Origin of the sequence: Leptolyngbya sp. FACHB-711 (assembly GCF_014695615.1) — a bacterium.
Taxonomy (GTDB): domain Bacteria; phylum Cyanobacteriota; class Cyanobacteriia; order Elainellales; family Elainellaceae; genus Leptolyngbya_A.
The window spans coordinates 1-8,949 of sequence record NZ_JACJOR010000492.1; the positions used below are offsets into that span (position 1 = coordinate 1).

The 8,949-nt window shown below is 52.3% G+C and carries 9 protein-coding genes and 1 pseudogene; 5 read left to right on the forward strand and 5 right to left on the reverse strand.

What is annotated here, in order from left to right:
* Together sat and H6F80_RS23150 are read left to right on the forward strand one after the other, a co-directional pair.
* Window positions 1-408: pseudogene (gene sat, locus H6F80_RS23145) on the forward strand (sulfate adenylyltransferase); the annotation flags it as partial.
* Window positions 409-631: 223 nt separating this feature from the next.
* Complete coding sequence (locus H6F80_RS23150) at window positions 632-3,004, forward strand: caspase family protein (RefSeq protein ID WP_199296771.1); 2,373 nt, start codon at window positions 632-634, stop codon at window positions 3,002-3,004.
* Window positions 3,005-3,041: 37 nt separating this feature from the next.
* Here H6F80_RS23150 and H6F80_RS23155 read toward each other — a convergent pair whose 3' ends face one another.
* From H6F80_RS23155 to H6F80_RS23170, 4 genes are all read right to left on the reverse strand, one after another.
* Complete coding sequence (locus tag H6F80_RS23155; RefSeq protein ID WP_190793883.1) at window positions 3,042-3,692, reverse strand: response regulator transcription factor; 651 nt, start codon at window positions 3,690-3,692, stop codon at window positions 3,042-3,044.
* Between the two features lie 155 nt (window positions 3,693-3,847).
* Window positions 3,848-4,303 carry a (2Fe-2S) ferredoxin domain-containing protein gene (locus tag H6F80_RS23160; RefSeq protein ID WP_190793884.1) on the reverse strand — a complete coding sequence of 152 codons (456 nt, stop codon included), beginning with the start codon at window positions 4,301-4,303 and terminating at the stop codon, window positions 3,848-3,850.
* Between the two features lie 57 nt (window positions 4,304-4,360).
* A complete protein-coding gene (gene tgt, locus H6F80_RS23165) occupies window positions 4,361-5,485 on the reverse strand; it encodes a tRNA guanosine(34) transglycosylase Tgt (RefSeq protein ID WP_518523637.1) in 1,125 nt (374 codons plus the stop codon).
* A gap of 77 nt (window positions 5,486-5,562) precedes the next feature.
* On the reverse strand, window positions 5,563-6,045 hold the full coding sequence (locus H6F80_RS23170; protein WP_190793885.1) for a hypothetical protein: 483 nt from the start codon (window positions 6,043-6,045) through the stop codon (window positions 5,563-5,565).
* 113 nt (window positions 6,046-6,158) lie between these two features.
* Between H6F80_RS23170 and H6F80_RS23175 the strand changes: the two genes are divergently transcribed.
* Window positions 6,159-6,401: a hypothetical protein gene (locus H6F80_RS23175; RefSeq protein WP_190793886.1), complete on the forward strand. Its 243-nt coding sequence runs from the start codon at window positions 6,159-6,161 to the stop codon at window positions 6,399-6,401.
* A 225-nt stretch (window positions 6,402-6,626) separates the two neighbouring features.
* Window positions 6,627-7,373 (forward strand): adenosylcobinamide-GDP ribazoletransferase, encoded by a 747-nt coding sequence (cobS, locus tag H6F80_RS23180; RefSeq protein ID WP_190793887.1) that lies wholly within the window; start codon window positions 6,627-6,629, stop codon window positions 7,371-7,373.
* Here the strand turns inward: cobS and H6F80_RS23185 are convergent.
* Window positions 7,359-7,868 (reverse strand): ester cyclase, encoded by a 510-nt coding sequence (locus H6F80_RS23185; protein ID WP_190793888.1) that lies wholly within the window; start codon window positions 7,866-7,868, stop codon window positions 7,359-7,361. The genes cobS and H6F80_RS23185 overlap by 15 nt on opposite strands.
* Before the next feature lie 143 nt (window positions 7,869-8,011).
* On the opposite strand from H6F80_RS23185, the gene H6F80_RS23190 reads away from it, so the two are divergent.
* The gene (locus tag H6F80_RS23190) at window positions 8,012-8,902 is read left to right on the forward strand and encodes a 6-pyruvoyl trahydropterin synthase family protein (RefSeq protein WP_190793889.1); all 891 of its coding nucleotides are present in this window, start codon (window positions 8,012-8,014) and stop codon (window positions 8,900-8,902) included.
* Window positions 8,903-8,949: the final 47 nt, after the last annotated feature.

Consider the following 8,949-nt stretch of genomic DNA (forward strand, 5'->3'; position numbering starts at 1 on the left):
CGCGTCATTCTGGCAATCAACCCTGCTGCAATGCGCTATGCCGGACCCCGTGAAGCCATTTTCCACGCACTGGTGCGGAAAAACTACGGCTGCACCCACTTCATCGTGGGACGCGATCACGCTGGTGTCGGGGACTATTATGGAACCTATGACGCGCAGTACATCTTTAACGAGTTTGATCCGCAGGCGTTAGGCATCCTGCCGATGAAGTTTGAACACGCTTTTTACTGCAAGCGGACGCAGGCAATGGCAACCACTAAAACCAGCCCTAGCAAACCCGAAGAGCGGATTCACCTCTCTGGAACCAAAGTGCGGGAAATGCTGCGTCAAGGTGAGCTACCGCCGCCCGAATTTTCGCGCCCTCTGGTTGCCGCCGAACTTGCCCGTGCGATGCAGATTTCCGGCTAGCTGCAATTAGAAATCTAAATCAGTTTTCCAGAGAGGAAGTTGTATTGCCCTTCCTACTGGAGCATTCTATCCAATTTGCTGAGATGACTGATGGGAGCGGCAGAGAGCCTGACTCTATCCCTTCCGCTTGATCAGAAAACAGCAGGGTTCAAGAATCGCCAGTAGAAAAGGGCATTTTTCAGGCTTTTAATGCTCAAATATAGCTAGAGCCAGTGAATTGAGGATGAGGTACAGGGAGCTACCGCTCCACAGCGGTATTCAACCTGCCTGTCCAATTCTAGATAGCGATCGCTACAAAAGCATGAGGGTAAATCGACGAGAATTTCTACAGCGGTTCGGCAGCATTCTGGCAGCACTAGGGTTGAGTGAAGCCGGATGGTTTGCTTTGACGGATCGATCGCAGCAGGTTTTAGCACAGCCAACGCGCCGCAAACTCGCCCTGTTGATTGGCATTAATCAATATCCAGAAGCCGTGGGTGATTTTGTGCCGCCCAAAGGAACTGCTCTTAACGGCTGCCTGACCGATGTGGAACTGCAACGAGAACTGCTGCTGCATCGCTTTGGCTTTCAGCCTGCCGATATTCTGACGCTGACCGATCATCAGGCCACGCGATCAGCGATCGAATCGGCGTTTCAGGCTCATCTGATTGACCAAGCGCGATCGGGTGATGTGGTGCTGTTTCACTTTAGCGGCTTGGGCAGCCAGGTTTTGCTAGATCAAGCTCCTACCGAGCAGCAGAGCCTTGTGCCGATCGATGGCGTTTTGCCCACCGCAGACAATCCGATCGTGAATGACCTAATGCTGGAGACGCTGGAGCTGCTATTGCGATCACTGCCGACTCAGCAGATAATCACCGTCCTGGATACAGGCTTTACTCATCTGGGACGAGTCACCCAGGGCAGTTTGCGAATTCGATCGCGTCCCAGTGCGCCTAGTGGTCAACTCCTCGAAGCAGAACAAACCCTGCAATCGCAGTTGCTAGAACGGCTGCAGTTATCTCGCGCAACGCTGCATTGGGCATCTCCTCCAGGTGTCCTGCTCACCGGCTCAGGCGGCGATCAAGTTTCGACCGAGGCACAGTGGAGTGGCTTTCACGCCGGATTACTCACCTATGCGCTGACGCAACAGCTTTGGTGCAGTACGTCCACCACGATGCTAAATGTTGGTTTAGGACAGGCGATGCGAACCACCACCCCCTCGGGGGCAATCGGCAAAGCGAAGCAGGCGGCGGAACACAAACAGCAGTTCAACAGCAGCAACCAAAAACGGCTCAACCTCACGGCAGTTCTTGATTCTAATTTTGCATTCAGCGCAGATGGCGTTGTTCGATCGATCGACGAAGAGGGAAAGGTGCAGCTTTGGCTGGGGGGACTGCCTGCGATCGTGCTGGAAAACGTAGGGGCTTCGCTGTTCGCCGTGATGCCTGCTGACTCAGAAAATCAATCACCCAGGCTGCTTCAGCTTCGATCGCGGGAAGGACTGATGGCGAAAGCCAAGCATCAGGGCGGCAATGAAGCAGAGTCAATGCGAAGCAGTTCTCCCTTGGGGGGAATCGAGGTTGGGCAAGTTGTGCAGGAGGTCATGCGGTTTTTGCCGCGCAATCTGAACCTGACCGTTGGCTTAGATGCAAGCCTGGAGCGGGTTGAGCGAGTCGATGCGACCAGTGCCTTTGCTACAATTCCGCAGGTTTCCTCAGTGATTGCAGGCGAACAGTCTGCCGATTTGCTATTTGGGAAAACCCAGCTTAAAACTGCGACGCTGACTGCTGCTCTGCCACCCACGTCACCGAACTCTCCAGGCTCAGCAACTCCAGCTTTAACCCTCGAGCCGCCCAGCAGCAAGCGCGGCTATGCCTTGTTTTTCCTCGATCGCAGCGCAATCTACACTTCTCTGAACCAGGACGACGAAGCGGTAAAAACAGCAATTCATCGCATGACTCCTCAGTTACAGGCATTGTTTGCCAATAAGCTGCTGCGGCTACTGGAAAATCAGGGGTCTTCCCGTTTGGGAGTGCGGGCAACGCTGCTTACGACTGCCCCCCAGGAGCAAATTATTTCTCAGCAGGAAACCGCTCGTGCCCCCTGGGCTCCGCCGCAGCCCTACGCTGACTTACAGACCACTGGGTTGCCGGAGGTCGCGATCGGTAGTCGGATTCAGTATCAAATCCTAAACTACAGCGATCGTCCCCTTTATTGGATTGGCTTGGGGCTAGATGCAGAGGGTATTCCGGTGGTATATCCCCCCGGATTCGCAAATGACTCCTCACCTGCCTCGCAAACACCCAGTTCGATCGCGCCAGGAGCAACCCATACCCTGCTCCAAACCGATGCAGATTCCCTGATTCAGCCTTCAAGCGGCATCACAGAAACTCATTTGATCTTGAGCCGTTCTCCCTTCGCCCAGACGGTTGAACTGCTGAACAATAAACTGCGAGTTAGCAGCCCCCAGAGAATGAGCAACTTTACGCAGTTCCTGGCTCTGGTTCAGGCAATTTTACAGGATTTGCATCAGACCGACGCCCCAGCGGATGTTTATGCATTCGATGTCAACCAGTGGGCAGCGTTTAGCTTTATTTATGAAGTCATTTCTGCCTGATTGTGTTGTAGGCGATCGAGCGTTAAGCTTCATCCACCTACGCCATGCTGTTTTCGATCGCCCATCGTGCCAGTTCAGTGCGATTGTGCAGCCCAGTTTTGCCCAGCATATTGCTAACATGGCTTTCGATCGTGCGCTGGCTCACGTTCAGTTCTTCGGCAATTTCTCGGTTTGCCATGCCTCGCGCCACAAACTGAACCACCCGCAGTTCCGTGGGGGTTAGCTCTACATCAAACGGAACCTGAATTTTCGGAGCCGAATCCGAGTTTTTGTCCTGCCGCTGCATCAGGCGCGAGTTGTGTTTCAGCGAAGCCTCAACCTGAGCCACCAGTTCTTCAGGTTCAAAGGGCTTCACCATGTACACATCAGCACCAATGTTCAGTCCCTTTACCCGATCCTGGCTTTGTCCCTTAGCAGAGAGGAACAGAACCGGAATCCAGCTTGTGCGAGGATTTTTGCGAACTTGCTCGACCAGGGCATAACCATCCATTTGCGGCATCATAACATCGCAAATGATCATGTCTGGTGTCTCGCTCTCTAAAATATCCAACGCCTCCTGGCCATTCTCAGCGGTGATGACTTCGTATCCCCGGAATTCAAGATAATCCTTCACCAGCAGAATCAGGTTCGGGTCGTCATCAATCAGGAGAAGCCGTTTATTTTCTCCGACACTGCTTTCCTTACTCATGCTCTAGTACTCGTGACCTCAAAGTGGACAGTCCATTCTGCCGATCATGATACCCAGTATATTTACAGAATGTTGAACATACTGGAAAAATCCTTTGTATTGCCCGTTATCTTGCCCGTACTTTCCAGGATTTTCCGTGCTTTTCAGGACACTTGCTAGAGCGGCGAGGACAGGACAGTAGTGCCCGGCTGCGGCAGAGGATGAACGAGAAATGCGTAGTCCTGGACAACCTGCCCCTGAATCAGGTGTTCTTGAATAATCCGCTCGATGACTTCTGGCGTTGCACTGTGGTACCACACTCCATCCGGATAAACCAGCAGAATAGGTCCCTGCTGACAGACGCGCAAGCAGTTTGCCTTTGTGCGAAAAATGCAGCTTTGACGGTCACTGGTCGGCTGGTCAAGCTTTAATTCCTTAAGGCGACGCTTCAGATAGTCCCAAGCAACCAGGCTCTCTGCTTTGTCGCAGCATTTGGGCAAGGTCTGATCAGCACAGATGAAGAGATGACGATCGATCTGCGGTAAGCCAAGTGCCTGAATGCAGGGCTGGAGCGCATCGGCAGTCTCAACAAGCGGCAAAGCAGTTTCCTCAATCGGGGAATCAGCAGTCATAGATAAATTCGATCGCAAAAGAAACGAGAGAAACGACAGTCACACTTTACCGGACAGTTAAACCTCAGCTTTGGTAGCGGCTTCAGGAGTTAGCCAATCGCCAAACAGCTCCACAAATCGATCGCTCAAAATCGCCGCCCGAATTCGCTGGGTAAACTGCACCAGCTCGGTAATATTGTGGATCGACAGCAGCGTGTAGCCAAGCAATTCCTGCGACCTCAACAAATGGCTGATGTAGGCGCGGGTAAAATTCTGGCAAGTATAGCAAGGACAGCCGGCATCCAGCGGTGTGAAGTCGGTTTTATAGCGGGCATTTTTCAGATTCCAGCGATCGCCTTTGACCAGCGCACTGCCATGTCGCGCCAAGCGGGTCGGAATCACACAGTCAAATAAATCGACCCCTGCTGCGATCGCCTGCACCATCTCGCGATAGGAACCCACGCCCATCAGATAGCGCGGTTTGTGTTCCGGCAGCAGAGGCGCAGTTGCTTTCACGATCGGTTCGATAAATTCCGCAGGCTCACCCACGCTCACTCCCCCGATCGCATAGCCGGGCAAATCGAACTGCGTCAAGGTTTTCGCGCACTGCTGCCGGAGATCTTCATAAACCCCACCCTGAACAATCCCAAACAAGGCCTGATCCGATCGCTGATGCGCCGCAATACATCGCTCTAGCCAGCGTGCCGTGCGATCGGTTGCCGCCTGAACTGCCTCATAGCTTGCGGGATAGGGTGGACACTCGTCGAACGCCATAATGACATCCGCCCCCAGCGCATTCTGAATCTGAATTGATTTTTCAGGCGTGAGGTTGATAATCTGCCCGTCTCGCGGCGATCGAAATTTCACCCCTTCTTCGGAAATCGATCGCATTTCGCTGAGGCTGAAGACCTGGAAGCCGCCAGAATCCGTCAGGATTGGACCATCCCAGCGCATAAACTGATGCAGCCCGCCTGCCGCCGCTACGATGTCTTCTCCAGGCTGTAAGTGCAGATGATAGGTGTTCGACAAAATCATCTGTGCGCCCGTTTCTCGAAGCTGAGCAGGCGTTACCGTTTTCACGTTGGCCAGCGTTCCCACCGGCATAAACCGGGGCGTTTCGACATTGCCATGAGGCGTGGTAAAGATTCCGGCACGGGCATGGGTATGGCGACAGTTCGCCTGACACTGAAACTCAAATCCCACAATATTCGATCTCGATCACAAACTAATTCACAAACCCAAAAATAAAGCTCGCCTTAAAACAAGACTGCCAGCAGGAGCTAAATCGAATTCTCGTCGCCGTCAATCTCCACATCCCAGCCAGCAGAAAGCACTTCGGCAACCACAGCTTCCAGGGCGGCTGCGCTGAGCGTTCTTGCTTTTTGATCCTGAATCGGGTTGCTGAGCGGAATCAACCGCAAACGCAAACTGTCCTGCACCAAATCAAAGCAGGGTTCATGCTCTGGAGAGTGGCTTAGCTTCAAGTAGTCGAAGCTTTGAACATTAATATAAAGGGTGCGGTTAGCAACGATCGTCGAACTCGTGGGGTCGGCAAAGACCTCCAGTACATAGCCTTCATCCTCTGCCAGCAGACGTTGCGAAGTTCTTCCCCCTTCGAGGTCATCGTTCTGCGTGTAGCAGTAGCGAACTCGCCCCAAATCTGCCAGAAGCCGCTGCATATCTTGCTTGTTGACAATGATGCCCGCCTCAACAATACAGGGAGCAGGGAGTTTCGTGTTACCAGAGCGTTGATCGTGACTCATACAAAAAGTCCGTAGCCTTAACGAGAGAACAGGGTTGACCTACAGACCGAGGAGACGATTAGCACACCAGCGATGACCCACCAGTAATCACGTCTGATCGTATGACTCAAATAATGAGATCAACCGTTATTAATTTGTCTGACCTGGGTAAGCTGATTGCAAATTTAGCTCCACCCCAGAGTTTGGGGTTACTTCAATTCTGCAACAATGCTCACCGTCTGCAAGAGAACGCCAAGCGCAACAATCAAGCCGAATCCCAGAGCGAAGAACACATCGAAAAAGCCGGAACAGCGCACCCGATAGAACCAGAATGGCATAGCGAACTGCTCAGCCACCTAGCTCAGTCATTTATATGAATCATAGAGGTTCCGTAATCGGTCCGTACTCTAATCTTATCTCAGGATCCAGAACTCGCCCTTTGCGGAATATACGGAACTTGTCTTAGCAAGGAGGTTCCCAAAGGCAGGTCAATGAAGGTTCCACTCTATTATGACTGCAACGCTTTGCGATTCACTTCGCTAAGATAGGCGATCGCAGGATCAAGCGGGTGATTCTGGCTGTTCTAATCGGGTGATATCTGAATGTTTTTTTTGCGCCAGCTTGCGGCTGCCATTGCCTTTTACACCTGTTTGCCTGTCCCTCAGATTGCATCCCTGCCGTTTGAGACCGTTTCTTGGTTTGCGCCTGTAGTCGGGCTACTGATTGGAATGATTTTGAGCGGGGTGGATAGCGGACTGACGGGGATTGGAATGCCTGTGCTAACGCGGAGTGCGATCGTCGTATCCCTGTGGATTGCCATCACGGGCGGACTTCATCTCGACGGGGCAATGGATACTGCCGATGGGTTAGCGGTCACCGACCCAGAGCGACGATTAGCAGTCATGGCAGATAGCCGTACCGGAGCCTTTGGGGCAATAACGGCAACAACCGTAATTCTACTGAAAACCGTTGCGCTGATCGATCTGCAAAATTCCCTAACCCGATGGCTCGTGCTGCCGCTGGTTGCTGGTTGGGGACGCTGGGCACAGCAAATCGCAATCGTTCGCTATCCCTATCTCAAGCCCACAGGCAAAGGTGCGTTTCACAAGCAAGTGATGCGATCGATCAAAGACACTGCTCCCTGCCTGGTGCTGCTGGTGGGACTCAGTTTGCTCCCTGGGCTGTACTCCCCGATGCTGGCAGGTTTGTTAGCGATCGGCGGGATTGGAATCGCGCTGCTGACACCTGCCTGGTTTGCCGCAAAACTGGGGGGCCACACAGGAGATAGCTATGGAGCTGTGGTGGAATGGACAGAAGTACTGCTGTTGATTGTGCTAACGCTGGCTTAGCCTTGCTTTCCCAATTTCCAACGATTTTTTTAACAGCTTGGACGCAAAACTCTTAACCAGGTGAGGGAAAAGCGTTAGTCCGGGTAGAAAAACTATTCCGAGCTGCTGCATCAGTCCCAGCGCGTCTCCCTGCCCCCAATGTTCGATAATCCTGCCGTTCTCGATGCGGTCAATATGCATCACCGCTAACTTAATCGATTTACCTGTGGGTGGAAGCCCTTGAAATTCACCGGAATGAATCGCCGTAAACGTGCCACACGTCACAACTTTATCTTCTTCAACAAGGACCTGCTCAAATCGATGTTGACCCTGACTGAAGGCAAGATAGAACGTCATGCCAAACTGCTTGAATGCTTCCCTGTCGAGTGGTTCAGGCACTCCAGCTAAATGCGCAACAAAATCAGGGGCAAGCAGTTCTAGAGCTTGATCGATTTGGCGATCGTCAAAGAATTGATAGAACTGAAGAATAGTCGTTTTATTTTGCTCAGAAGACATTTATTTAGAAGACATTGGGTGCGGCTTGAATTTAGATGAATAACCTTATAACCCTGGGATTCCTGTCTTTATCAGGCGGTTCAGCAGCAGCACAACTGCTATCGTATTAAAAGAGGCTTTACGGAACTTAACAGAATTTTCCCATGAAGTGCATCATTAATCGGCGGGCGGAGTTCTCGGCAAGTCATCGATACTGGCTACCCGAACTGAGCGACGCAGAAAATCAAGAGCGGTTCGGCTGCTGCGCCCGGTTTCCGGGACATGGGCACAACTATGTCCTCTATGTCTCGATGGAGGGCGACCTGGATGAATACGGTATGGTGCTAAATTTGTCCGACGTAAAACAGGTGATTAAGCGGGAAGTCACCGGCCAGCTTAACTTCTCCTACCTGAATGACGTTTGGGCAGAATTTCAGCAAACCCTACCCACAACGGAAAGTATGGCGCGGGTAATCTGGCAGCGACTCGCTCCCCATTTACCGATCGTCCGCATTCAGCTTTTTGAACATCCTGAACTTTGGGCAGACTACGAAGGAAACAATATGGAAGCTTACCTCACGATCAGCACCCACTTCAGCGCGGCTCACCGTCTGGCACTCCCCCATCTGACGCTGGAGCAAAATTCAGAAATCTACGGCAAATGTGCCCGCGTGAACGGACACGGGCATAACTACCACCTGGAAGTCACCGTCAAAGGCGAAATCGATCCGCGCACGGGAATGCTGGTTGACTTAGTTGCGCTACAAAAAGCCGTCGATGATTATGTGGTGGAACCGTTCGACCACACCTTCTTGAACAAAGACATTCCCTACTTCGCAGAAGTCGTCCCAACTGCGGAAAACATCGCCGTTCACATCCGCGACCTGCTGCAAAACCCGATCGCCCAAATCGGTGCAAAGCTTCATAGGGTCAAACTAATCGAAAGCCCTAATAACTCGGCAGAGGTTTTTTGTAGCGATCGCAGCGAGAACACCCCCAACAACAACCTGCCTTTGCAGAAGTTTAATTTTGAGTTGCCCCTCAATGGTCGGTAGGCTGGCATGGGGTAAGGGCGATCGGGGGTAAGGGTAATTGAGTAAGG

Bases quoted from the DNA above. Each gene is read 5' to 3' on its own strand.
- H6F80_RS23170 (WP_190793885.1), bottom strand. From the start codon at position 6,045: ATGAGTCACGATCAACGCTCTGGTAACACGAAACTCCCTGCTCCCTGT.
- H6F80_RS23155 (WP_190793883.1), bottom strand. From the start codon at position 3,692: ATGAGTAAGGAAAGCAGTGTCGGAGAAAATAAACGGCTTCTCCTGATT.
- H6F80_RS23160 (WP_190793884.1), bottom strand. From the start codon at position 4,303: ATGACTGCTGATTCCCCGATTGAGGAAACTGCTTTGCCGCTTGTTGAG.
- H6F80_RS23190 (WP_190793889.1), top strand. From the start codon at position 8,012: ATGAAGTGCATCATTAATCGGCGGGCGGAGTTCTCGGCAAGTCATCGA.
- cobS (WP_190793887.1), top strand. From the start codon at position 6,627: ATGTTTTTTTTGCGCCAGCTTGCGGCTGCCATTGCCTTTTACACCTGT.
- H6F80_RS23185 (WP_190793888.1), bottom strand. From the start codon at position 7,868: ATGTCTTCTGAGCAAAATAAAACGACTATTCTTCAGTTCTATCAATTC.
- H6F80_RS23150 (WP_199296771.1), top strand. From the start codon at position 632: ATGAGGTACAGGGAGCTACCGCTCCACAGCGGTATTCAACCTGCCTGT.
- H6F80_RS23175 (WP_190793886.1), top strand. From the start codon at position 6,159: ATGAGATCAACCGTTATTAATTTGTCTGACCTGGGTAAGCTGATTGCA.